General features: G+C 39.7%; 23 protein-coding genes. 22 read left to right on the forward strand and 1 reads right to left on the reverse strand.

What is annotated here, in order from left to right:
* Positions 1-143: 143 nt before the first annotated feature.
* Positions 144-1,082, reverse strand: a complete 939-nt coding sequence (locus tag R8923_RS13965) for an L-lactate dehydrogenase (RefSeq protein ID WP_485873371.1) — start codon at positions 1,080-1,082, stop codon at positions 144-146.
* Positions 1,083-1,462: 380 nt separating this feature from the next.
* On the opposite strand from R8923_RS13965, the gene R8923_RS13970 reads away from it, so the two are divergent.
* From R8923_RS13970 to lysS, 22 genes are all read left to right on the forward strand, one after another.
* Positions 1,463-2,089, forward strand: coding sequence for a 50S ribosomal protein L25/general stress protein Ctc (locus R8923_RS13970; protein ID WP_485873372.1), 627 nt, complete (start codon positions 1,463-1,465; stop codon positions 2,087-2,089).
* A 433-nt stretch (positions 2,090-2,522) separates the two neighbouring features.
* The gene (gene pth / locus R8923_RS13975; protein ID WP_485873373.1) at positions 2,523-3,077 is read left to right on the forward strand and encodes an aminoacyl-tRNA hydrolase; all 555 of its coding nucleotides are present in this window, start codon (positions 2,523-2,525) and stop codon (positions 3,075-3,077) included.
* A 110-nt stretch (positions 3,078-3,187) separates the two neighbouring features.
* Complete coding sequence (mfd, locus tag R8923_RS13980) at positions 3,188-6,721, forward strand: transcription-repair coupling factor (protein WP_485873374.1); 3,534 nt, start codon at positions 3,188-3,190, stop codon at positions 6,719-6,721.
* A 36-nt stretch (positions 6,722-6,757) separates the two neighbouring features.
* The gene (locus R8923_RS13985; protein ID WP_485873375.1) at positions 6,758-8,347 is read left to right on the forward strand and encodes a putative polysaccharide biosynthesis protein; all 1,590 of its coding nucleotides are present in this window, start codon (positions 6,758-6,760) and stop codon (positions 8,345-8,347) included.
* 16 nt (positions 8,348-8,363) lie between these two features.
* Positions 8,364-8,627, forward strand: coding sequence for an RNA-binding S4 domain-containing protein (locus R8923_RS13990; protein ID WP_485873376.1), 264 nt, complete (start codon positions 8,364-8,366; stop codon positions 8,625-8,627).
* A 250-nt stretch (positions 8,628-8,877) separates the two neighbouring features.
* The gene (locus tag R8923_RS13995) at positions 8,878-9,270 is read left to right on the forward strand and encodes an FtsB family cell division protein (RefSeq protein ID WP_485873377.1); all 393 of its coding nucleotides are present in this window, start codon (positions 8,878-8,880) and stop codon (positions 9,268-9,270) included.
* 84 nt (positions 9,271-9,354) lie between these two features.
* Complete coding sequence (locus tag R8923_RS14000; protein ID WP_485873378.1) at positions 9,355-9,780, forward strand: S1 domain-containing RNA-binding protein; 426 nt, start codon at positions 9,355-9,357, stop codon at positions 9,778-9,780.
* Between the two features lie 78 nt (positions 9,781-9,858).
* Positions 9,859-11,799, forward strand: a complete 1,941-nt coding sequence (gene hpt, locus R8923_RS14005; protein WP_485873379.1) for a hypoxanthine phosphoribosyltransferase — start codon at positions 9,859-9,861, stop codon at positions 11,797-11,799.
* 305 nt (positions 11,800-12,104) lie between these two features.
* Positions 12,105-14,165, forward strand: coding sequence for an ATP-dependent zinc metalloprotease FtsH (ftsH, locus tag R8923_RS14010; RefSeq protein ID WP_485873380.1), 2,061 nt, complete (start codon positions 12,105-12,107; stop codon positions 14,163-14,165).
* A 155-nt stretch (positions 14,166-14,320) separates the two neighbouring features.
* The gene (locus R8923_RS14015; RefSeq protein ID WP_485873381.1) at positions 14,321-15,097 is read left to right on the forward strand and encodes a type III pantothenate kinase; all 777 of its coding nucleotides are present in this window, start codon (positions 14,321-14,323) and stop codon (positions 15,095-15,097) included.
* Positions 15,094-15,978, forward strand: coding sequence for an Hsp33 family molecular chaperone HslO (gene hslO / locus R8923_RS14020; RefSeq protein WP_485873382.1), 885 nt, complete (start codon positions 15,094-15,096; stop codon positions 15,976-15,978). Before R8923_RS14015 ends, hslO begins: the two co-directional genes overlap by 4 nt.
* Before the next feature lie 234 nt (positions 15,979-16,212).
* A complete protein-coding gene (locus R8923_RS14025) occupies positions 16,213-16,527 on the forward strand; it encodes a DUF3130 family protein (protein WP_485873383.1) in 315 nt (104 codons plus the stop codon).
* Positions 16,527-16,895 (forward strand): hypothetical protein, encoded by a 369-nt coding sequence (locus tag R8923_RS14030; protein ID WP_485873384.1) that lies wholly within the window; start codon positions 16,527-16,529, stop codon positions 16,893-16,895. The genes R8923_RS14025 and R8923_RS14030 overlap by 1 nt, the downstream gene beginning before the upstream one ends.
* Positions 16,892-17,200 (forward strand): T7SS effector LXG polymorphic toxin, encoded by a 309-nt coding sequence (locus tag R8923_RS14035; protein ID WP_485873385.1) that lies wholly within the window; start codon positions 16,892-16,894, stop codon positions 17,198-17,200. Before R8923_RS14030 ends, R8923_RS14035 begins: the two co-directional genes overlap by 4 nt.
* Positions 17,190-18,029 (forward strand): hypothetical protein, encoded by an 840-nt coding sequence (locus R8923_RS14040; RefSeq protein ID WP_485873386.1) that lies wholly within the window; start codon positions 17,190-17,192, stop codon positions 18,027-18,029. Before R8923_RS14035 ends, R8923_RS14040 begins: the two co-directional genes overlap by 11 nt.
* A 16-nt stretch (positions 18,030-18,045) precedes the next feature.
* Positions 18,046-18,432 (forward strand): hypothetical protein, encoded by a 387-nt coding sequence (locus tag R8923_RS14045; protein WP_485873387.1) that lies wholly within the window; start codon positions 18,046-18,048, stop codon positions 18,430-18,432.
* Between the two features lie 345 nt (positions 18,433-18,777).
* Positions 18,778-19,704: a cysteine synthase A gene (gene cysK, locus R8923_RS14050; protein WP_485873388.1), complete on the forward strand. Its 927-nt coding sequence runs from the start codon at positions 18,778-18,780 to the stop codon at positions 19,702-19,704.
* Between the two features lie 790 nt (positions 19,705-20,494).
* Entirely contained in the window at positions 20,495-21,280 is a 786-nt protein-coding gene (gene folP / locus R8923_RS14055) for a dihydropteroate synthase (RefSeq protein ID WP_485873393.1), read from the forward strand.
* A 4-nt stretch (positions 21,281-21,284) separates the two neighbouring features.
* Positions 21,285-21,653, forward strand: a complete 369-nt coding sequence (folB, locus tag R8923_RS14060; RefSeq protein ID WP_485873389.1) for a dihydroneopterin aldolase — start codon at positions 21,285-21,287, stop codon at positions 21,651-21,653.
* Positions 21,654-22,133, forward strand: a complete 480-nt coding sequence (folK, locus tag R8923_RS14065) for a 2-amino-4-hydroxy-6-hydroxymethyldihydropteridine diphosphokinase (protein ID WP_485873390.1) — start codon at positions 21,654-21,656, stop codon at positions 22,131-22,133.
* 81 nt (positions 22,134-22,214) lie between these two features.
* Positions 22,215-23,210 carry a tRNA dihydrouridine synthase DusB gene (gene dusB / locus R8923_RS14070; RefSeq protein WP_485873391.1) on the forward strand — a complete coding sequence of 332 codons (996 nt, stop codon included), beginning with the start codon at positions 22,215-22,217 and terminating at the stop codon, positions 23,208-23,210.
* A gap of 127 nt (positions 23,211-23,337) precedes the next feature.
* Positions 23,338-24,831: a lysine--tRNA ligase gene (gene lysS, locus R8923_RS14075; RefSeq protein ID WP_485873392.1), complete on the forward strand. Its 1,494-nt coding sequence runs from the start codon at positions 23,338-23,340 to the stop codon at positions 24,829-24,831.
* Positions 24,832-25,155 lie beyond the last annotated feature (324 nt).

Consider the following 25,155-nt stretch of genomic DNA (forward strand, 5'->3'; position numbering starts at 1 on the left):
TTTTAGTATACCATTCGAACTGCTTTCAAATTGTGACTACTTTGTGAATTTTTTTGGCCTTTACGCATTAAAAACATGCTAATATATTAAAAAAGGAGGCTGGGAGTTATATCCCAGCCTCTTTGTGTGTGATGGTTATTGAATTAAATTTCTTTCATTGCGTCATCTAAAACTTTTTTCAGTGTTTCAGCCGAGTTGCGCATTTGCTCTTTTTCTATATCATTTAATTTCATTTCAACGATATGGCGCACGCCTTGGCGATTAACAACTGCAGGAGCACCGATATAGATGTCATTTAAGCCGTAATGCCCATCTAAATATACAGAAAGTGGTAAAATCGCATTTTCATTGTTTAAAATCGCTTTTGAGATACGCGCTAGTGCCGCTGCAATTCCGTAGAAAGTGGCTCCTTTCTTGTTGATGATTTCATAGGCCGCATCACGTACGCTAATGAAAATCGTATCCATTGCGCCTTGTTCATTTTTTGTAATCCATTCTGTAATGGGAAGTCCGCCAACAGTTGTGTGGCTCCAAGCAGGAAACTCTGTGTCACCGTGTTCACCTAAAATGTACCCATGTACATTACGCGCATCTACTTTTAAATAATCAGCAATAGACATGCGGAAACGAGCTGTATCAAGACTTGTTCCGGAACCAATAACGCGTTCTTTTGGAAGACCGGAAAATTTCCAAGTAGCATAAGTAAGAATATCAACTGGATTTGAGGCAATTAGGAAAATTCCGTCAAAGCCACTAGCCATGATTTCATCTACGATTCCTTTCATAATCTTTATATTACGATTAACTAGATCAAGACGTGTTTCGCCCGGTTTTTGAGCTGTACCAGCTGTGACAACTACTAAATCTGCATCGTGGCAATCGCTATAGTTAGCGGAATAGATTTTTTTTGGTGCGGAAAAAGGAACGGCATGACTTAGATCAATGGCATCTCCAATCGTTCTGTCTTTATCGATGTCAATAATACCGAATTCTTGACCGATATTTAAATTGACACACGCGAATGCATAACTAGAACCAACAGCTCCGTCGCCGACTAAAATAATTTTTTGATGGTCTTTCATAATAAAATTTCCTCCTTAGCAAACTTTTTACTAATACAGTATAACACTTTATTATACATTGTGAAACCCTGAACGTCCTTAATTTGGAAATTTGTACTAATGAATTAATGTAAACGCTATAATACAGTTTGGAAGCTCTTCCATTCCAAATATTTCTATAATTAGCGCAGTAATTTTTTGAGAAATACACCGGATTGCGCTAAAATTGAAGTATGATAACTAAATTTCACGCTAGTTTCTGTTTACCTTTTATGAAAGAAAGTAAACCTTGTTTGCTGAAAAACTTGGTTTAAAGCGCCTTTCTAATTGTTTTAACTTTTACTAGTAGGGTAAAGATAGTTATTGTAGAATACAAAATGAATGAGTGGAGTGAATTTTTTATGGCAACTAATTTAGAAGTTCAAAAAAGAGATACGAAACAACATTCGCAAGTGACAGAAATCCGTGTGGCAGGTCGTATTCCAGGAATTATCTATGGCTATCAATCTGAAAATATTACAATTTCAGTTGATTCCCTTGAGTTAATTAAAACGATTCGAGAACACGGGCGAAATGCTGTATTCTCGGTAACTATTGATGGAAAAAAATTAAATGTTCTTTTACACGAATATCAAATAGACCCACTAAAAGACGAACTAATCCATGTTGATTTCTTAGCTGTAAACATGAGCGAAGAAGTCGAAGCGGAAGTACGCGTTGATTTAGTTGGACAATCTTCTGGGGTTAAAGAAGGCGGCGTCTTGCAACAAGTCCTCTACGAAGTGACGGTGGCCGCAACGCCAGATAAGCTTCCAGAAGCAATTGAAGTAGACATTTCAGAATTAGCAATTGGTGACTCATTAACAGTAGGCGATATTCCTAAAAATGCTGACTTTGAAATTAAAACAGACGTGGAAGAAGCTGTAGTAACCATTGCCGCACCGCGTACAGAAGTCGAAACAACAGCTGGCGAAGAAGTTGCGGAACCAGAAGCGGCTCACGGATCAGCCGAAGAACCAGTTGAATAAAACATATGAAGAAAAGCGCAAGGTTTTTGAACCCTTGCGCTCAGACTGCTGATAAACGGCAATCTTCGTCGTTAAACCCTCCGTTCCGATGCTCACGTACTCGAGTACGTTCCGCTTCGGTACTCGGCTTTGCCTAGAATTTCACCATTTGTCAGCAGTCTGATTTTGCGTGGGTCGTTTCGTTTTGTGTAAATTTTAAGTTTTTCTTCAAGCTGAGCGCAAGGTTTTTGAACCCTTGTGCTTTTTATAAATGTTCAGTTGTCCGTCATCTATCTATTTTAGGGTCGTAATTAAGCTAGTGATTTAAGAATTATACGTAGCTGTATGAAAAACTTTTAAAACTTGAAAGTGCATGTTATAATTTAGGCAATAACTTTCTAGTGAAACCAGTTCATTTATGAAGTGGTTTTCGTGTGCATAGGAGAATAAATGAATGAAAATGATTGTTGGACTGGGTAACCCAGGAAAAAAATATGAGCGAACAAGACACAATGTTGGTTTTATGGTTGTTGATGAAATCAGCTATCGTTTTCGTGTGCCTTGGAAAAGTTCGAAATTTAATGGTATGGTAAGTCAGCTCATCATAAATGGTGAGAAAGTGCTACTTGTAAAGCCACTAACATTTATGAATGTATCTGGTGAATGCGTTCGTCCGCTAATGGATTATTATCAAATTGCTATAGAAGACTTAATTGTTGTATATGATGATTTGGATTTGCCAGTTGGGAAAATTAGACTGCGACAAAAAGGGAGTGCAGGTGGACATAACGGGATGCGCTCGTTGATTCAGCACTTAAAGACACAAGATTTTAACCGAATTCGCGTGGGAATCGACCGACCGCCAAAAGGAGAAATCATTCACTATGTGCTCGGTGATTTTCAAAAAATAGAACAACCTGATATCATTGCGGCTATTAAAAAAAGTGCGGATGCTATTGAAGATGCGACTAAATTGCCGTTTATAGATGTAATGAATCGCTATAACTAAGCATGCTGAGCAGATAAAGAACTTGCTTATGCGTGCTTAGTTGCTCGTGTTGGAAAGAAGGAATTTTCTGACTATTAGGCAATTGAAGATAGGAAGAGGAGAGGTTAGCTTTGAAAGGTTTAAAGCAATTAATTTTTGAACAAAAAGAAATCCGCCAGATTATTAGTGCGGTTAACGATAAAAAAGAATCACAACTTGTAACAGGATTATCAGGATCATCGCGCGCACTTTTCGCGAGTGTACTTGAAAGTGCCACACAAAAACAAACATTGCTCGTCACACATAATTTGTATCACGCACAAAAACTATACGACGATCTGCTCACTTTAATCGATGGTGATAGACTATTTTTATACCCAGCAGACGAACTCATTTCCTCCGAATTAAGCGTGTCAAGCCCAGAACTTCGCGGACAACGCGTAGAAGCACTTGATTTTCTTCTTTCGGAAAAACCGGGAATTCTAGTCGTGCCTGTAGCAGGGCTCCGAAAAATACTTCCGCCCGTTTCGTTATGGAAAAAATACAATCTACAAATCGTACAAGGAGAAGAAATTGATCCCGAACAATTAAAAGAAAGCCTTGTGACAATGGGATACACGATGAGTGGAATGGTTAATACACCCGGAGAATTTAGCATTCGCGGAGGCATTATCGATGTCTATCCAATTACAGAAGAATTCCCCATCCGTATTGAACTTTTTGATACAGAAATTGATTCGCTGCGCTACTTTGATGTTGAAACGCAACGTTCCAACCAGAAAATTGCGAAATTTCGTATCTTGCCCGCAACAGAAATTTTACTTGAGCAAGCTTATTTTCCAGATATTGTAACGCGCCTTGAAAAAGGTCTTGCAGAAACACTCAAAAATATGAAAAATGAAGAAGATAAGCAAGGCTTAATGGAAAATATTGAAACGGATTTAGAACTACTGCGTTCGGGGATAAAGCCGGATATGTTTTTTAAATATATCGGACTAGCCTATCCAGATCCCGCCTCGCTCCTTGATTACGCAACACAGGATATGCTGTTAGTTTTAGATGAGTATGGACGCATTCAAGAAACCGATGAACGCCTAGAAAAGGAAGAAGCAGAATGGCATACGGAAACGCTTAGTCGGCTAGAAACAATTCGCGACATCAAATTGGGTCATCACTTTAAAGAATTGATGGAAAACGTGCGCACGCCGAAGATTTATTTGACGCTCTTCCAAAAAGCGCATAGCGCCATGCGCGTTTCGCAAACAACCAATTTAGTTTATAAACAAATGCAACAATTTCACGGGCAAATGCCTGTTTTAAAAACAGAATTAGATAGCTGGCACAAAAATAATTATGCGGTTGTCATTTTGGCGCCTTCCGTAGAACGCGCAACTAAAATGCAGCAAACTTTAGCGGACTATGACATGGAAAGTGTTATTTTAACGCGCGAAGAAGACGTTCCAAAATACGGAGTTGTTCAGTTTGTCATTGGTTCTTTCCAAAATGGATTTGAATTGCCACTTGCTAAAGTAGCCATTATTAGCGAAACAGAACTTTTTAATAAAAAGACGAAAAAAATAAAAAAACGCCAGAAACTTTCAAACGCTGAACGAATTCAAAGTTATTCAGAACTTAAAGTTGGCGACTATGTTGTTCACGTCAACCATGGTATTGCCCGCTACGTCGGCATGGAAACGCTCGAAATTAGCGGAGTTCATAAGGATTATTTGCTACTGGTTTACCAAGGTGAAGATAAACTGTTTATCCCTGTGGAACAGCTTGATTTAGTCCAAAAGTATGTAGGGGCTGAGGGGAAAGCACCGAAATTAAATAAGCTTGGTGGTTCAGAGTGGAAGCGCGTCAAAACAAAAGTGAAGGCGTCCGTGCAAGATATTGCCGATGATTTGATTAAGCTTTACGCAGAACGTGAGGCAGAGAAAGGTTTTGCGTTTAGTCCAGATAGCGATATGCAGCGTGACTTCGAGGATTCGTTTCCATACCAGCCAACAGAAGACCAAATTCGTTCGATTCGAGAAATTAAGCACGATATGGAACGCATTCGCCCAATGGACCGGCTTCTTGTCGGGGATGTTGGTTACGGAAAAACGGAAGTTGCGCTTCGTGCGGCGTTTAAGGCGGTCATGGACGGCAAACAAGTTGCATTTTTAGTGCCAACAACCATTTTGGCGCAACAACATTTTGAAACGATGAAAGAGAGATTCCAAGGGTTTCCAATTAATATTGGGTTGTTAAGCCGTTTTAGAACGCGAAAACAACAAAACGAAACGATTTCAGGCTTAGCATCTGGAACAGTAGATATTGTTGTTGGAACACACCGCCTTCTTTCAAAAGATGTGAAATATCGCGACCTAGGTTTTCTAATCGTCGATGAGGAACAACGCTTTGGTGTGACGCACAAGGAAAAAATTAAACAAATTCGGTCTAAAATTGATGTGCTAACATTGACGGCGACACCTATTCCGCGGACACTACACATGTCTATGCTCGGTGTGCGCGATTTATCGGTCATCGAAACGCCGCCAGCTAACCGTTTTCCAGTTCAAACGTATGTCACAGAACAAAATAATGTTTTAATTCGTGAGGCCATCGAACGAGAACTAGCACGCGAGGGGCAAGTTTATTATTTATATAATCGCGTTGAATCCATTTTGCAAAAAGCAGATGAAATTTCTATGCTCGTTCCAGATGCGCGTGTAGCAGTAGCGCATGGCCAGATGACGGAGTCTGAGCTAGAATCAGTCATTTTAAGCTTCCTTGAAGGGGAGTATGACGTGTTAGTGACAACGACGATTATTGAAACGGGCGTGGATATTCCAAATGTCAACACGTTATTTGTCCAAAACGCTGATCATATGGGGCTTTCACAGCTCTATCAATTACGCGGGCGGGTTGGACGTTGGAACCGTATCGCCTATGCCTATTTTATGTATCAAAAAGATAAGATTTTACGTGAAGAAGCCGAAAAACGTCTTCAGGCGATCAAGGAATTTACGGAACTTGGCTCAGGCTTTAAGATTGCCATGCGCGATTTATCTATTCGTGGTGCGGGGAATATACTAGGGGCGCAGCAACACGGCTTTATTGATTCGGTTGGATTTGATCTTTATTCGCAAATGCTACAAGAAGCGATTGAAGCGCGCCGTCCGAAGGAAGAACATGAACCAGTTGCACCTGTTGAAATCGATATTCAAGTCGATGCCTATATTCCGGAATACTATATTACAGATAGCAGGCAGAAAATTGAAATGTATAAACGCTTTCGAAATGTCCTAGATGTGGAAGAGCTCGAATCGCTGAAAAGCGATATGATGGATCGTTTTGGGGAATATCCAGAAGAAGTGGAGTATTTGTTTACTGTGACAGAGCTTCGCGTGCATGCGCTTCTTGTTGGGGTGGAGTTAATCAAGGAAGAAGCGAAAAAAATTACGATTCTCTTCTCAGAAAAAGGAACGACGAATATTCGCGGCGACAAGGTGATGGAAGTGATTTCGGAATACGGGAGAAATGTTGGTGTTGGTATGGAAGGAACCTGCCTAAAACTCACGATGAACGTACAAAACAAGAGTTTGCAGGAATGGCTATATGCGGTGAAGTCTATTATTGAAAACTTAAAAACCGCTTTAAAAGAGCCGAGTGAAGTTTAAAGTTAAAAGGGAAATGTAGCAGAAAGGCGGCATAGTATGTCAGAACGCTCGATTAAAAACTTAATGCGCGGCGCCATGTGGCTCACAATTGCCTCGCTAATTTCCAAAATTTTAAGCGCAATTTATCGTGTGCCATTTCAAAACATGGTCGGCGACGTCGGCTTTTATATTTTCCAACAAGTCTATCCGTTTTACGGGATTGCGATGACTTTTGCGTTAGGGGGCTTTCCGGTAGTTATATCGAAAATGATGGCTGAAGCAGAAGGGAATACAAGGCGACAACAAATCATTTTGCAATCTATTTACCGAACGCTTCGAGTAGTAAGCATTGCACTGTTTCTATTTTTATTTGCTTTCGCGTATGGCATTGCAAATATGATGGGGGACATACAACTTGCGCCACTCATTCAAACCGTGAGTTTCGTTTTTCTGCTCACTCCACAGCTCGCTTTTTTGCGAGGCTATTTTCAAGGGCAAGATGATATGGTGCCAACTGCCATCTCACAAACCATCGAACAACTCATTCGCGTTTGTATCATCATCATTGGGGCATGGCTTGCAGTAGCAAGCGGTCAAAGCCTTTATACGGCCGGGAGCATGGCTATGAGCGGAGCCTTTTTCGGTGGGCTCGTTGCCGTCTTAATTTTAAGGCATTTTCATAAGAAAAGACTCTCCGAAGGTGGCTTAAAAGTTTGGGGGAGCTTCCCGAACAAATCTGAAAAGCGAGGAATTGCTAAGGCGTTCCTCATTCAAAGTCTAGCCATCTGTACAGTTAGTGCCATGCTAATTATTTTCCAACTACTCGACTCCTTTCAAGTGTATCGTCTCATGATTGAAGGTGGCATTCCAGACCTTGTGGCTAAGTCGCTTAAAGGGGTATACGATAGAGGGCAACCAATTTTGCAACTAGGGCTCGTCCTTTCGGCGGGGCTTGCACTTGCGATTGTGCCAATGATCACTGCGGCAAGAGTGAGCGGAGAACGCAAAAAATTGGAACGCTCCGTGCTTCTTGGCATGAAACTCACGCTCATTATTTCAGCCGCAGAAACAGTTGGTCTTATCGTTATCATGCGCCCGCTCAACCAGATGCTCTTTGAAACGAGCGACGGGACGTTAGTCTTGCAATTTTTCATGCCCTCGGTCTTTTTAAGTTCGCTCATCATTATGATAAGCAGTATTTTACAAGGCTTCGGCAAAATTTCCGTTCCTGCTGTCGCCGTTTTAATTGGGGCGATAACAAAATGTATAGCAAATGCGTTTCTCGTCCCCCGTTACGCCACGCTTGGCGCGTCTTTAGCCACGTGTATTGGTCTTTTTGTTATTTTAGCGATTTGCTATTTTGCGCTAAAGCAAAACGCAGATGTGCCATTTTTCGAACGGAAAACGATTTTTAATTTATGCGGGGCTCTTCTTGTGATGTGTGTGTTCCCAGTTTTGTGGGAGTGGCTAGCGCCCGCCGTTACAAGAACCGGTAGCGCCGCACAAGCCGTTCTAAGTGCAGCACTTGGTGGTGGCGTATTTTTAATCTTCGCGCTCCGCTACAAATTGCTCACTGCCCGTGACTTCACATATCTACCCTTTGGAGCCAGACTATTATGGCTAAGCCAAAAGGTAATAAAAAAATAAATAAAGAGGTGTAAAAATGCGTTTAGACAAGTTTTTAAAAGTTTCTCGATTAATAAAACGTCGTACAGTTGCGAAAGAGGTAGCCGAAAAAGGGCGAATTGCAATTAATGGGGTTGTTGCTAAACCAGGGACAAATGTAAAAGTGGGTGATGAGCTTGTTATCCGCTTTGGTCCGAAAACGGTAACAGCGAAAATTGATCGTTTGGAAGAAAATGCAAAAAAAGAAGTTGCTTCGGAAATGTACACGATTATAAGTGAAACAAGAAATGAAGAAGCATAAAAAAAAGCTACGACCAAGCAATTGTCTGGTCGTAGCTTTTTTTATTTAACATATTTTTTAAGCTTTTGGATGGATAGATTTTAAGGATATTCGTATTACTTGCGAATTAACATCTTTCTCTATCTCAGCGCGTTTTTAATTTTTTATAAAAAAATAGTCGATTTCACGAATACCAATAGACAAACAGGGAAAATATTGTTATTATTTCAATTAGGAGAATCTTTTTACTTTGACTAGGAGGTGCGCATAGATGAAGAATGAAAAAAATGTAACGCGTATGCAAAATCGCTATATCAAGGATACGCAAACTGTAAATAAAATCAAAAATCGTCGTCGCGTTGCCTTAGCTAGAAGGCTCACGGGTCTTGTAGTCGTGTTAGTCATTATTTTTGGTGGGTTATTTTTTGCTTATACAAAGCAGGCTTTGTTGTTGCAAGAGAAAAAAGCTGAAAAAGTAAAAACAGAGCAAAAGCTCGCTGATTCAAAAAAGGAAGAAAAGGCTTTGAAAGGTCAAATTAATAAGTTACATGATGACGATTATATTGCAAAACTAGCTAGAAGTGAGTATTATCTTTCAAAAGAAGGCGAGATAATTTTTAATACGCCAACAGAAGATGATGAGAAGAAAACATCGTCAAATTAATGGAGCAAACTATTTTGACATGGCTTTAAATAAAGTTATAATAAATGTTGTAAAGAGTGATTTTTAAGGAGGAAGCTTTTTTTTATGTCGATCGAAGTAGGCAACAAGTTACAAGGGAAAGTTACTGGGATTACTAATTTTGGAGCGTTTGTGGAGCTTGAAGGTGGCAAAACAGGTCTTGTCCATATTAGTGAGGTTGCAGATAATTATGTGAAAGATATTAATGATATTTTGACTGTTGGGGATGAAGTTACAGTTAAAGTTATGAATGTTTCTGATGACGGGAAAATTGGTCTTTCAATTCGTAAAGCTGTCGATCGTCCAGAACGTCCAGAGCGCAATTACGATAAGAAGCCGAAATTCAATAAAAAACCGGCAAGAAGTGCAAAACCGACTGAGGATTTTGAAGATATCATGGCTCAATTTTTGAAAGATAGTGAAGATCGTCTGTCAACCATTAAACGTCAAACGGAATCAAAACGTGGGGGTCGCGGTGCACGTCGTGGCTAAATCGATTATAGAAATAAATTAGGATGGGTGAAAGCCCATCCTTGTTTTCTCATTAAAAAAGAAGAAAGGTCTTTTTCCATGGATGATTTTTTGAGGCGTGTTGAAAATGAAATAGAGAAATATGACCTAATCCGGCCAAATGAAAAACTGCTCGTCGCAGTTTCAGGCGGTCCGGATTCTTTGGCGTTACTTCATTTCCTAATGAACCGCCAAGGAAAAGACCAACTTGTTGTTCTCCATGTTAATCATTTGCTTCGTGATGAATCTTATGAGGAAGCAGATTTTGTTCGTCGCTTTGCCGAGAGCCACAACCTTACTTTTATCCAAAAAAATGTAGATGTTAAAAAGCTTGCTGTTTCTGAAAAACGAGGGATTGAAGAGACCGCTCGTCTAGCTAGGTATCGTTTTTTTGAGGAAGTGATGTTGGAGTCGGGAATTCAGAAAGTTGCGCTTGCGCATCATGCAGATGATCAGGTTGAGACGATTTTAATGCGTCTAGTTCGCGGAAGTTCAAGTACAGGGCTTTCAGGAATGCGGCCAGTGCGTGAGCTTTTCCGTGGGCACGTAATCCGACCGTTTCTGTCGGTTTCAAAAGAAGATATTTTAGCCTATACGTCGCACTATAAACTTCCATTTGTTATCGATAAATCTAATGAGATGGATGATTTTACACGGAATCGCTTTAGAAAACACATCATTCCGCTACTTAAAAAGGAGAACGCTGGAATTGTTGAGCACTTTAAAACTTTTTCAGATGAAACATGGGAGGATTTTCACTTTTTAGATGTAATGGCTTTGCGAGAATTTGACAAAATCGCTGTAAAAGAAGAAAAATTTGTCAAAATAGAGCGAAATGCAGTGGAAAATATGGCGAATCCTTTACAACGACGCATAATTCATTTACTATTAAAATATCTGTATAATAATGACGTTCAAGATATTTCGAAACGCCATATTGATGCGATTTATGATGTTATTCACGGAAGTAATCCATCTGCTACGCTGAATTTGCCGAAAAACGTCATCGTGAGGCGTACATACGATGAAATAGAAGCATTTTTTTATAAAGAAGAGGCGAAAAAGGAATTTTATTATCAGATAGCTCCGAATGATCGGATTGAAATGTTAGACGGTTCGGTTTTTAAAATGCGACAAAAAAGTTCTGTCGTTCAAACGGCGGGTTTAAATGGCATTATTATCGATGCTGAAGCCGTTTCCTTACCCCTTGTTATTCGAAATCGCCTTCCAGGGGATAGAATGACGCTAAAAGGGACTGGCGGGACAAAAAAATTAAAAGACATTTTTATTGATGCTAAAATCCCTAAATTCTTACGAGATACACTTCCTGTTGTAACAGATAATACGGGGGAAATTTTGTGGGTGCCAGGTGTTAAGGAATCCTGTTATGTTGTAAAACCAAGTCGCGAAAAAAAACAATTTATTATGAGGTATAGCAAGAATTTAGGAGGAAAGAAAAGCATGCATAACGATATCCAAAAAGTGCTAATTAGTGAAGAGGAAATTCAAAAGAAAATTCGTGAGCTTGGCGTTGAGTTAACGACAGAATATGAGGGGCGTAACCCGCTAGTTATTGGCGTTTTAAAAGGTGCTACCCCGTTTATGACAGATTTAATTAAACGAGTGGATACTTACTTAGAAATGGATTTTATGGATGTTTCAAGTTACGGAAACGGCATGGTTTCATCTGGTGAAGTTAAAATTATTAAAGATTTAAATACATCTGTTGAAGGCCGAGATGTTTTAATTGTAGAAGATATTATTGATAGCGGGAGAACACTCAGCTATTTAGTGGATTTAATTAAGTATCGCAAAGCAAAATCAGTGAAGTTAGTTACTTTGCTAGATAAACCAGAAGGACGAAATGTTGATATTGATGCTGATTATGTTGGTTTTATCGTTCCTAATGAATTTGTTGTTGGGTATGGTCTTGATTTTGCTGAAAGATACCGTAACTTACCATACATTGGTGTTTTAAAACCCGAAATTTATTCGGAGTAATAAAATTTCACTTTTACTACTCTTTTTTGCTAAAATATAAAGTGTTAAGTAAAAAGGTAGAGAAGATAAATAAAATTTTTGCGAAACATGCAAATTATTAGGCAATAAGCTAGCGTTATGCTATTATTAATCTTAGTTTTTTAGCTCATAATACCTATTGAGGAATGACTTTACTAATAAATGAATCTTCGTGAGAGAAATTGAATTTCGGATGTGTTTTTTCGGAAAAAAAGGGAAAGTTTATTGTTTCCTTGAAGCCAATTTTGAAAGTATAATCCAGGCTCTTACGTGGGAGGAGGTACGGAATGAACAGATTTTTTAGAAATGCAATATTTTATGTCATAATATTCCTAGTCATCATTGGAATTGTAGCTTCCTTTAACAATAATAAAGAGGCAGCCAAGGATATTAGTTATTCAGAGTTTATGACGAAACTGGAGGATGGGGATGTAAAATCATTTACAATCCAGCCTGATCGTAGTGTTTATACAATTGAAGGTGAATTTAAATCTTCAGATAAGTCATCAGAGGATGATAAAAAAGTTTTAGGACAAAATAAAAGTGACACTGCTTTCACAACGTATGCACTTAGTAGTGATACATTACTAACAGACATGCAAACAGAAGCGGATAGCAACAATACAAAATGGGAAGTTGTCCCAGCGAAACAAAATAATGGATGGGTAACATTCCTTTCTTCCATTATCCCATTCCTAATTATCATCATCCTGTTCTTCTTCTTAATGAGCCAGTCGCAAGGCGGTGGCGGCGGTAAGGTGATGAGCTTTGGTAAGAGCAAAGCGAAACTTTACAATGACGATAAGAAGAAGGTTCGATTTACAGATGTTGCAGGAGCGGACGAGGAGAAACAAGAACTTGTTGAAGTGGTTGAGTTCTTGAAAGACCCACGTAAATTTGCTGATTTGGGTGCACGTATTCCAAAAGGTGTGCTTTTAGTTGGACCGCCGGGTACAGGTAAAACTTTACTTGCTCGTGCTGTTGCAGGAGAAGCGGGTGTACCGTTCTTCTCAATCAGTGGTTCTGACTTTGTTGAAATGTTTGTCGGTGTCGGTGCAAGCCGTGTTCGTGATTTGTTTGAAAATGCGAAGAAAAATGCACCATGTATCATCTTTATTGATGAAATTGATGCTGTTGGTCGTCAACGTGGCGCTGGCATGGGCGGCGGTCACGATGAACGTGAACAAACACTTAACCAATTGCTCGTTGAAATGGATGGTTTCGGTGGTAATGAAGGTATTATCATTATCGCAGCAACAAACCGTGCCGATGTGCTCGATCCAGCGCTTCTTCGTCCCGGACGTTTTGACCGTCAAATTATGGTTGATCGCCCAGACGTAAAAGGTCGTGAAGCGGTACTACGTGTACATGCTAGAAACAAACCTTTAGCTAAAAGTGTTGATTTAAAAGCGATTGCGCAACGTACTCCAGGATTTTCCGGGGCAGACCTAGAAAACTTACTAAATGAAGCGGCATTAGTTGCTGCTCGAGCTGATAAAAAACATATTGATATGAGTGATTTAGATGAAGCAAGCGACCGTGTTATTGCTGGTCCTGCTAAGAAAAATCGTGTTATTTCTAAGAAAGAACGCCGTACAGTTGCTTACCATGAAAGTGGACATACAGTTGTTGGAATGGTTCTTGATGAAGCCGAAACAGTTCATAAAGTAACCATTGTTCCACGTGGGCAAGCTGGTGGTTATGCTGTGATGCTACCAAAAGAAGATCGTTTCTTAATGACGAAAGCAGAACTTCTTGACCGAATTACTGGCTTACTTGGTGGACGAGTTGCCGAAGAAATTACATTTGGTGAAGTTACAACTGGTGCAAGTAATGACTTTGAACGCGCGACCGAAATTGCACGCCGCATGGTAACTGAGTGGGGGATGAGTGACAAAATCGGACCGCTTCAATTCACATCTGGTAATGGTCAAGTATTTATGGGTCGCGACTTTGGAAGCGATAAAGGATTCTCTGATAAAATTGCGTATGAAATTGATACGGAAGTTCAAAGTCTCATTCGCTATTGTTATGACCGCGCTAAAAATATTCTTTTAGAACATAAAGATCAGCATATTCTAATTGCTGAAACACTTCTTGAAGTGGAAACATTAGATGCACGCCAAATTCGTTCATTATTTGATGATGGAGTGATGCCTCCAGATGCAGACACTTTAACAGTTGAAGAATATCCTTCTGAAAAAGAAGAGGAAGAACCGAAATCTTTTGAAGAAGAAAAAGCGGAATTAAAGCACGAGGAAGCAACGGAAGAGAAGACGGAAGAAACTACATCAGAAGAAGCTGAAAGTGCAGACGAAAAACCACAAGATAAAAAAGATAACGAATAATTCAAAGGACTAAGCAAACGCTTAGTCCTTAGCTTATAGAAAAATTTAGTGTTTATACAAAACAAGATGTCGCACGCAAAATCAGACGAATGACTAAGTGTCTTCTTAGTCATCTTTTAGAACAAAATAGGGGCGGCAAAAAAGGTGGGAAGACAATGATTTTAGTCATCGACGTAGGGAATACAAATTGTACGTTTGGTATTTATGACAATGAGGATTTGAAGCGGACTTTTCGAATTGCGACAGATAAGGCTAGGACGGCTGATGAACTGGGTATCTTTGTATTAAGCTTTTTAAACTATGCAGATGTATCACCAAAACAAGTGACGGATGTTGTGATTTGTTCGGTAGTTCCGCCAGTCATGCATGCCGTTCAAACGATGAGTACACGCTATTTTCAAGTGGATCCGCTTATTGTTGGACCGGGAATTAAAACGGGCTTAAATTTAAAAGTGGAAAATCCGCGTGAACTCGGTGCCGACAGAATTGTAAATGCCGTTTCAGCTCTTGAAGAATATAAGAGTCCAATTATTATTGTTGATTTTGGCACAGCCACAACATTTTGCTACATTGATGAAAAAGGCACCTATCAGGGCGGAGCGATTGCACCAGGGATTATGACGGCGACTGAAGCGTTATACAATCACGCTGCAAAGCTACCTCGTGTGGATATAAAGGCTTCGCAAAACGTAATTGGAAAAACGACAGTTACCTCAATGCAGGCCGGCATTTTTTATGGTTTCATCGGCCAATGTGAAGGGATTATTTCAGTGATGAAAAAAGAAGCCGGAACGAACCCAATTGTTATCGCAACTGGTGGTTTGGCGCGTCTGATTACTGAGAAATCGACACTTGTCGATGTGGTGGATCCCTTTTTAACCCTAAAAGGGCTACATGTATTATATAAGAGAAATAGAGGAGAAAAGAAATGAACGATTATTTAGTGAAAGCTTTAGCATATGATGGTCGCGTGCGAATTTATGCGGCGATTACGACTGAAACGGTGAGCGAAGGGCAAAAACGCCATGATACGTGGCCAGTGGCTTCCGCGGCGCTTGGTCGTACAATGACGGCGACCCTATTTTTAGGAGCGATGCAAAAAGAAGATCAAAAAATTACGGCGAAAATTGAGGGAAATGGCCCAATTGGCGCGATTATTGCGGATAGCAATACGCAAGGTGGCGTTCGCGGGTACGTCACTAACCCGCATGTAAATTTTACAGAATTAAACGAAGCTGGAAAATTAGATGTACGCCGCGGCGTTGGAACAGAGGGAACGCTTTCTATTGTAAAAGACTTAGGTTTCGGCGAAAATTTTACTGGTCAAATTCCAATCGTATCAGGAGAAATTGCTGAGGACTTCACGTATTATTTAGCAAACTCCGAACAAATTAACTCATCTGTAGGTGTAGGTGTCCTAGTTAATCCCGATACGACAATCAAAGCGGCCGGCGGTTTTATGTTACAACTTCTGCCTGGTGCGGATGAAGCGCTAATTACAGAAATCGAAAAAAACTTAGCGAAATGCCCAACTGTTTCACGCATGATTGATAGCGGTGAAACACCAGAAAGCATCATTGCGCTTCTTGCGGGCGGTGCAGAAAAAGTAAAAATCTTAGAAACGCTTCCAGTTCGTTTTGAATGCAACTGTTCAAAAGAACGATTTAAAACGGCGATTATTTCGCTAGGTAAAGATGAAATTCGCGCAATGATTGAGGAAGAACACGGTGCAGAGACAGAATGCCATTTTTGCCGCAATCATTATCATTTTTCGGAAGAAGATTTGGAACAATTGTATGAGGAAGCAAAATAAAAAGTAATAGAACCGAAAATCAAGCAACTCCATCATTTCTAAAAATGAGAGTTGCCTGGTTTTTGGTTTTTTTCTGATGTTCCAAACTTTTTTGAAATAAAACTCTCCTTTTTTAGGTGTTGACATGTAAACGTATGCCACTTTCATAGAGTTTAACGGTGGATAATAGGCTCATTTTCACCTAGCTGAATTGTATCTTCGTGATATAATAAACAATCATAAGGTTTATGATAGATGACTGACAATGAAGAGGGGATGAAAGCGGCAGAAATACGTGTTAAAGAAAGTATTTTAGTGACCTATGCGGCGGATTTAGCCGCGTCTCGAAACGGGGCGGCCTATCGACCGTTAAGCGCGGGAAATATGAGTTATTCTCGTGCTAACTCAATTAATGATTTACGTACGGCTATCATGGAATCGATTGAACCGATGGATCTGGTGAGTCAGCTTGTCGAAAAGGATGCAAATCGTTTGAAAAAGATGGGACAAGCGTTTACGGAGATGGATCTGGCGGCTAGCCAAAGTATCCAAGAGCTGGAGGTGCGCTAATGGATGTGGTGAACGAAAAGCGGACGCAAGCACTTGAGACGTATAAAAAGAAGTCCCTGAAAGAAGAAGAAAAACTTCAAATCCTTTTGAAAAAGCAATATGAAAAAGAATGGTTAGACGTGGACTATCAGAAGATTACAGCGGAACAAATCGAATTACAAGCCCTGCTTCACGAGGGCTGGCAAGGTGATACTGCGCGCGGTTTTCAAGCTTACATAGAGGAAGTTCAAGAACTTGAACAGCGCGCTTGGAAAAAAGAACTACAGGCTCAAGCAGATGATTTACAGGAAGAGCTGGGGCAAGTGAAAGGTAAATTAAATCAGTTCGAAGAACAACAAGCGCGCTTACGGAAGGAGCTGACTTCATGAGCCGTATTGATATTCAAGAAGTCCGAGCCTTCCAAGCTTCCTTAAAAAGAAGCAATGCCGCCATGCGAACGTCCATTCAGAAAATGAATGTTGTGGCTTTCCAGTACGCGGCAGATACGTCGATAAGTGGGCAAGCCATTCAGACGTCTAAGGCTTATTTTCAGGAAAACTATGCTGCAATTTGTGCAAGCCTCATCCAAATTTTAAACACGAGTGAAGAGCTTTTAGAGAGCTATTTGAATGACTTTCATGCCCAAGTAGACTCTTCTCCTACAGCCAGAGTGGATGCGGACGTTGGTTCGTGATGTGCAGTTTAACGCCCAAACAGGAACCTATACCACGCCAAAAGGATATGATCACACCTTAGCTTCTTTGAAAAAAAGGCTGAACACGGTCCGAGGAATTGAAGAGAAGAAACAAGAAGAGTTGAAGAATTACGATATATTGGCCGTGGTGTATCAGGACAATTACGGCAAGCCTCAAGTGATGTGGCTGTTGGAGCAAAACGGGGTGGGCGTAAACAACCCTGCACTGAAAAAATACTTGGAGAAGACTGGAAAATACTTAGATGGCCGTGAATATAGTATTATAACGAATGAAGACCTAAATGAAAAAATCAATCAATCTTGGAAAAAAGGCATTTATTACATGGATGGCTCGAAATATTCAGGAGTGGTTGGTGGGACGCTTCGTGCATCGGCTTACGTGCAATCGGTGAAGGGAACGTTAGATGAAAGTGGTCTCACAGATGCAGTGATGGGATTAGGATTGAGTGTGGCTGCGATGCGGGGGAGTGTTACGTTTGAGAAAGGTAGTGTGACTGGAAAAAGATTAGATATTAATATTAAAAAATTTGAAATTAAGGATAAACATTTGAATAGTTCAACTGCTAAGCGAGCTAGAAAGTTTAATGTTTCTTCAACAGAAGAAGCTAATAAAATAGTTCAAGACGCATTAAAAAATGGAAAACTTATAGAAACTATACCAAATGGAATAGGAAGCCAAGGACAAAATTCTTTTTCTAGTATTATTGATACAGGGAAAGTTATTGGAACCAAAGGAGAAACACATATAAAAATAGTTTATGATGAATTAAAAAATGTGTGGACTACCTACCCGGTCCCAAAATCTTAAATAGGAGGTAAGCAAAGTGATCGATAAGCAAATAACAAATATTTTACAATCATATAAAAAACAACAAATAGTTAAAATAGAGGACTTCTTACTTTCTGAAATTGATGAAGATAATTTACAAGAAACAATAGATTTTGTAGTTTCTGATGATGTTAGTAGGAAAGCAAATTTTAGTAATGAATTATACGATGGGAACGAGTACAAAGGTGTATTTTTAGAAGGTAATCAATATTTATTATCTAGCTCAGAAGGAAAAGTAACTATAATTGATATGTTAAGTGAGGCTCATGGTGTTAATATCAAAGATACTCGAGTTCAATTTGATGAAGAAAATTTTATCAAACTAATCACGAATAAAAAAGAAGTTCTTAATTGGATTAAAAATTATAAGATGGATAAGTAAATAAAATAAAAAGACCCTTTACCACGAGATTGCTAATCAAGTTAAAACAATCGAAGTGCCTTCCCCCGCCTCCATTTCACAGAATGGAGGCGTTTTTTGAATCAACAATCATCGACTTTATGTTTAGTCTACCTAGGATATGCAGTTTAATGTAAAAACAGGAATATATTTTCTTTATCTAGAAACGTCTACTTTCTTGATAATAGGTTTTGTATCGCCTTTATTAGTGAACAGCCAAAAATTCATTTCCTTCGAATTTTAAAAATCCCAAACCAATTCTTAAAATTGACAAAACAACTCGGAATTAGGTAAAGTATAAGAAAAGCTATTTGGAGGAGTGTTGAAATGAAGATTGCGAATTCAATTACAGACTTGATTGGAAATACCCCAATTGTAAAGTTAAATCGCTTGCCAGAAAAAGGTAGTGCAGATGTTTATGTTAAGTTAGAATTTCAAAATCCAGGTGGCAGTGTGAAAGATCGCATTGCAAATGCTATGATTGAAGCGGCCGAAAAAGAAGGGGCTTTGAAGCCAGGTGATACTATCATCGAACCGACAAGTGGAAATACAGGAATTGGTCTTGCGATGGTGGCGGCTGCAAAAGGATACCGCGCAATCTTTGTTATGCCAGACACAATGAGCCTTGAAAGACGTAAACTTCTTCAAGCATACGGTGCAGAGCTTGTGCTCACAAAAGGTGCAGACGGCATGAAAGGTGCTATCCAAAAGGCAGATGAGCTTGCTAGCGAACATGGTTATTTTATTCCACAACAATTCCATAACCCTGCAAACCCACAGATTCATGAGAAAACAACTGGTCCGGAGATTGTCGAAGCTTTCGGCAAAGAAGGACTTGACGCGTTTATTTCCGGTGTAGGAACTGGCGGTACGGTTACAGGAGCTGGACACGTATTGCGAAAAAATTATCCGGATATTAAAATTTATGCTTTAGAACCAGAAGAATCACCTGTATTAAGTGGAGGTGCACCTTCACCGCATAAAATTCAAGGCATTGGTGCCGGGTTCGTTCCAGATACGCTAGATACAAAAGTATATGACGGTATACTTAAAGTAACCAGTGAAGATGCACTTGTAACTGCACGTGAAGTTGCAAAGAAAGAAGGCATATTAGTAGGAATTTCCTCTGGGGCAACAATTAAAGCAGCACTAGATCTTGCTAAAGAACTTGGTGCAGGAAAAAAAGTACTCGCAGTTGTGGCTAGTAACGGTGAACGTTATTTAAGCACTGCGTTGTATAATTTTGATGAATAATCAAATTGGAAAGAGAGGAGGGGGTGTACCCCTCTTTTTTTTATGTGAAAAAATAAATAAAATTCTAATCTTTTTTTAATCTTTTACACAGCAGAAACACTTTTTTTAGAAGTAATATATATGTATAAGCTAACAACAAACAAAACATTTTCATTTCTTTCCCTTTTTAGAATGAAAATCCAAAACTCCCTTTTTGGCCAATGCGGTTTACTCCCTTTTTTCCGCATTGGTTTTTGATTGCAAAAAAATAAAGTGAATTTCTTAACAAATTTTCATTTGACTCACAGAGGATTTTAGGGAAATCTGGTTAATATATAGTTACAAGCTAACAACAAACAAAACATTTTCATTTTCCCCCTTTTAAATGAAAATCCAAAACTCCCTTTTTGACCAGTGTGGTTACTCCCTTTTCCATACTGGTTTTTTATGTCCAAAAAGGATTCTAAGAAGAATCTTTTGAAATCTTGCAAACATACTTGGCGAAAATTAGAATGAGAAAAAATAATATGATTTCTTAACGAATTTTCATTTGACTCACAGTAGATTTTAGGGAAGACTCGGTAATATATAGTCATAAGCTAACAACAAACAAAACATTTTCATTTTCCCCTTTTAAATGAAAATCCCAAAACTCCCTTTTTTGACCAACGTGGTTTACTCCCTTTTCCACGTTGGTTTTTTATGTGCATTCAAACAAAAGAAAATGCTAGGAGGCAATTTGATGCTATAATATTGAAGAGAGGTGAGAGTATTGGTTAAAAAATGGGAGAAGACAGAAACTAGTCTAGTGATGGGGATTTTAAATATTACGCCAGATTCGTTTTCGGATGGAGGGGCGTATTTGGATGTGCAGAAAGCTGTTTTACATGCGAAAAAAATGGTGGAAGACGGCGCTAGTATAATTGATGTCGGTGGTGTTTCCACTCGTCCGGGCCATCTGGAAGTGTCGATTAGTGAAGAAATAAACCGAGTCATTCCAATCATGAAAGCTTTGCGTGAGGCTCTTCCACATACATATTTATCGATTGATACATGGCGTAGTGAGGTAGCTGAAAAAGCAGTGCTCTCTGGCGCTGATATGCTAAACGATCAATGGGGAGCAAAAAAAGATTCTAAGATGGCTATAGTTGCCGCGAAATACAATGTGCCAATTTGTCTAATGCATAATCGGATGGACCGCAATTATGGAGACTTTATGGAAGATGTAAAAACTGACTTAGAGGAAAGTATCGCAATTTGCCTGAAGGCGGGTGTTAGGCGGGAGCATATTATTTTAGATCCGGGATTCGGGTTTGCAAAATCGGTGGACCAAAATTTAGAAGTGTTACGCCGCATTGATGAAATTGTCGCGCTAGGCTATGAAGTATTGCTTGGAACGAGCCGTAAGTCAACTATTGGTCAAGTTTTAAACCTAGAGGTAAATGATCGTGTTGAAGGAACTGGTGCAACGGTTGTGTACGGTCTTGTGAAAGGTTGTCGCATTGTTCGTGTGCATGATGTGTTTGAAATTTCGAGAATGGTCAGAATGACAGATGCCATTATGGGGCATGTTGATTTAAAAATCGAAAAAGGGTGAGGAAATGGATAAAATATACTTAAATGAATTAAATTTTTATGGTTATCATGGTGTTTTGCCACAAGAGAATCAACTTGGTCAAGTTTTTCAAGTGTCGCTTGTGCTTCATTTGTCAACGAAAGAAGCGGGTGTAACCGATAGTGTTCAAGATACGGTAAGTTATGCGGATGTGTATGAAACGGTGAAAGAAATTACAGAAGCGCGTGAATTCAAATTAATTGAAGCGCTTGCGGAAACGATTGCTACGGAAATTTTACGTGACTATGCAAAGCTTAATGCTGTTACGGTGAAAGTTGTTAAACCGAATCCGCCAATTCCGGGGCACTATCATTCGGTTGCGGTTGAAATTTACCGTGAGCGGAGTGTGAATTAAATGGCGCAGGCATTTTTATCCCTCGGTTCAAATGTTGGCGAGAAGCTGGAAAATCTTGCGCAGGCGGTTAAATTGCTGGCAGAAAATCCTCATATCACCATGGAGAAAGTTTCTAGTGTTTATCAAACGGACCCAGTCGGTTATGAGGATCAAGATATATTTTTAAATATTGCCGCTCAAATTGAGACAAGCCTCACCCCCGAGGCGCTCCTTGATGTTTGCTTAGATGTTGAAAAGGAGCTCGGGCGTGTTCGATTGTTCAAATGGGGGCCGCGGCTCATTGATGTCGATATTTTGCTCTATGATGAGGTTAAAATGGACACGGAAAAACTTAAAATTCCACACCCGTTCATGCAGGAAAGAGCCTTTGTGATGTTGCCTCTTTCAGAAATTGCGGAGAAAGTCGCCAAAACTTACTTAGTTGAAAAACTAATCGAAAATCAAGGAATCAAACGAACAAATTTTCAACTAAAGTGGTAAAAAAAGCACTTGCGAAACTTTAAAACTGTGTTAACATAACACTAGCGTATGAAAAAGGAAAGAGAAAGGGGCTTTAAAAGCATGTTTCAAATTGGTGATGTGGAGATTAAAAATCGTGTAGTCGTTGCTCCGATGGCCGGAATCTCAAACTCCGCTTTTAGACTTACAGTGAAAGAATTTGGTGCGGGCCTAGTGTGTTGCGAAATGATTAGCGGCAAGGGTATTGAGTACCGTAACAAGAAAACGATTGATATGCTCTATATAGATGAAAAAGAAAAACCGCTCAGCTTGCAAATTTTTGGTGGTGACAAAGAAACGCTTGTAGAAGCTGCAAAATTTGTCGCAGAAAACACAACAGCAGACATTATTGACATTAACATGGGCTGCCCGGTTAATAAAATTATTAAATGTGAGGCAGGCGCCAAATGGCTACTTGATCCAAACAAAGTGCATGATATGGTAAAAGCTGTTGCGGGGGCTATCGACAAACCTGTTACCGTGAAAATGCGAATTGGCTGGGATGATGAGCATATTTTTGCTGTAGAAAATGCCTTGGCTGCTGAAAGCGCCGGCGCCGCGGCAATTGCTATGCACGGGCGTACGCGTGTACAAATGTACGAAGGCGTTGCAAATTGGGATATTTTGCGCGATGTGAAAAAAGCCATCAAAATTCCATTTATGGGAAATGGTGATGTGAAAACGCCAGAAGATGCAAAGAGAATGCTTGAGGAAACTGGTGCTGATGGCGTTATGATTGGTCGTGCCGCACTTGGTAACCCGTGGATGATTTATCGTACAGTTAAATATTTGGAAACTGGGGAACTCATGCCTGAACCAGAACCGCGTGAAAAAATTGAAACGGCATTACTTCATTTGGACCGACTAATCGCCCTTAAAGGTGAAAATATCGCTGTCCGTGAGTTTCGCCAACATGCCGCGTATTATTTAAAAGGTGCGCGCGGTAGTACTCGAGCGAAAGTTGCGGTGAATCAGGCGACTGAAAAGGTAGAAATGGAAAAAATCTTACTTGATTTTGTAAATCAATATGAAGAAAAGAACCTCATTAAGCCTTCTTAATTCCGCTTTTAAAAGTTGACACGCAAATTTGTGTCAACTTTTTCTATAATTAGGGTGGAAAAATAGGGTTAAATAAGCGTATAATGAAATCATCTGTTTATAATGAAAAGGATAGGAGTGTCATGATATGACTCACGAAAACCACGAAGAATTAAATGATCAGTTAATCGTTCGCCGTGAAAAAGTTGATACTTTGCGAAATATCGGTGTCGACCCCTTTGGTGAAAAATTTGTCCGTTCCATTAGCCCGGAAGAAATGGAAGTGAAATACAAGGACAAATCAAAGGAAGACCTAGAAGAAGCGAATATCGAAGTTTCTGTCGCGGGACGAATCATGACAAAACGCGTAAAAGGGAAAGTCGGTTTCGCACACATTCAAGATCGTTTCCACCAAGTTCAAATATACATCCGTAAAGATAATATTGGCGAGGAAACTTATGAAATCTTTAAACTAGCGGATTTAGGGGACATTATCGGTGTAAAAGGAACAGTTTTTCGCACGAATACTGGAGAACTTTCGGTTAAAGCAACGGATTTTATGATGCTGACAAAAGCGCTTCGCCCGCTTCCAGATAAATACCACGGCTTGAAAGATGTTGAGCAAAGATACCGCCAACGCTATTTAGACCTCATTACAAATGAAGAAAGCCAAAAGCGTTTTGTTATGCGTAGTAAAATCCTGAAATATACTCGTGACTATTTAGATGAGCAAGGGTATCTTGAAGTTGAAACGCCAGTCTTGCACACAGTTGCTGGTGGGGCAGCAGCAAAACCATTCACAACGCACCACAACGCACTTGATATGGATTTGTATTTGCGCATTGCACTTGAACTCCACTTAAAACGCCTTATCGTAGGAGGTATGGACAAAGTCTACGAAATTGGCCGAGTTTTCCGTAACGAAGGAATTTCAACGCGTCATAACCCGGAATTCACAATGCTCGAATCCTATGCGGCATACGAGGATTTTGAAGATGTGATGGACTTAGTCGAAGGACTTGTATCCTATGTGGCGGAAAAATCAACAGGTGGAACAACGGTCACTTACGGCGACCATGAAGTGAAATTAGCGCCAGGCTGGACGCGAATCCATATGGCGGATGCGGTCAAAGAATATGCTGGTGTCGATTTGTGGAATGCTACAACTGAAGAAGCGCGCGAACTTGCGAAAAAACACAATGTTGAAATCACAGAACACATGACTTATGGCCACATTCTTAACGAATTTTTCGAAACTTTCGTTGAAGAAAAGCTCATTCAACCAACGTTCGTATACGGGCATCCAGTTGAAATCTCTCCTTTGGCTAAAATGAGTAAAACTGACAGTCGTTTCACCGACCGATTTGAACTCTTTATTGTCGGACGGGAACACGCAAATGCCTTTTCGGAGTTAAATGACCCGATTGACCAACGCTCCCGTTTCGAATCCCAACTAATCGAACGCGAACAAGGAAATGACGAGGCGCACGAAATGGACGATGATTTCCTTGTAGCGCTTGAACAAGGCTTGCCACCAACTGGCGGTTTAGGAATCGGCATGGACCGTTTAATCATGCTATTAACAAATGCGCCATCAATTAGAGATGTTCTATTATTCCCTACTATGAAACATAGAGACTAAAAAAAGCTTGTAGCATTTAATGCTACAAGCTTTTTCTAAAGTCGAAATGGAACTAATTTTCAGTAAAAAACAAATTTTTCTATGAGGAAAAAGTTTTGTAAATATGCTTGCAAAGCCTTTTGAAACATGGTATATTTATAAACGTTCCAGCCAAACGTATGGAGTGTTGAAAAAGTTTTTTAGAAATAAAAAAGTGTTGACTTTACATACTGACTGGTGTAAGATATAAGAGTTGCTGAAAGCGGCGATGTGACCTTTGAAAACTGAACAAAACGAAGATGAAAAAGCGATGAAACAGATGTTTCACCAATCAATTCATAGGAC

Source organism: Listeria tempestatis, from assembly GCF_963575625.1.
Taxonomy (GTDB): Bacteria; Bacillota; Bacilli; order Lactobacillales; family Listeriaceae; genus Listeria; species Listeria tempestatis.